This window comes from Methylacidimicrobium cyclopophantes (genome assembly GCF_902143385.2).
In the GTDB taxonomy this organism is placed as follows: Bacteria; Verrucomicrobiota; Verrucomicrobiia; order Methylacidiphilales; family Methylacidiphilaceae; genus Methylacidimicrobium; species Methylacidimicrobium cyclopophantes.
In genome coordinates, this window is the sequence record NZ_CABFUZ020000031.1 from 1 (window position 1) to 550 (window position 550).

Consider the following 550-nt stretch of genomic DNA (forward strand, 5'->3'; position numbering starts at 1 on the left):
GAGGAAAACGATTCGTTCGAGCTATCTGCTGATTTAGACGTGCTATCCGCTTCTTCCGTTCAAATCTCCCGCGTTTTTCCTCATTTTCCTTTTCGTGATCAGTAAGAATAGACGACGTCGAGCGCTACGAACCAGAAGGGACCGCTGCTGAGCGCAGCCACTCCATTTCCGCTCGTGGGGACGGCTCCTTCGGCCGGACTGTAATAGGTAAGAAATCCTTTGCCGTAGTCCATCCGATTCTCAATGCGAACCATGAAGTTATCTGCGAGATCGAACCGCCAGTCGACCGTCACGTCCCAAATGTCCGCCGGGAAAAGAAAATTCGAGAAGATCTGATTGGAGTTGGTATGGTCGTACTGCTCGCGCCATGCCATGCTGAACAGCTTGTTGAACTTGTAAATCTGGTAAATCGCTACGCCGAAGAAGCTCGTCGAGCCGTTGTATCCCCCAGGAGGAAGACCGTTGACCGGGAAAACGCTCAAGCTGCTCAGCGTAGAGGCGCCCATCTGGGGTAATCCGGCAGGCAAGACGGCGGCGTTGGAAAAGCCGC

Annotated in this window: 1 protein-coding gene; it reads right to left on the reverse strand. The window is 53.5% G+C overall.

The window, feature by feature from the left end; translation table 11 throughout:
* Positions 1-98: 98 nt before the first annotated feature.
* A partial coding sequence (locus FN369_RS00855; protein ID WP_142524332.1) for an outer membrane beta-barrel protein occupies positions 99-550 on the reverse strand: 452 nt, incomplete at its 5' end.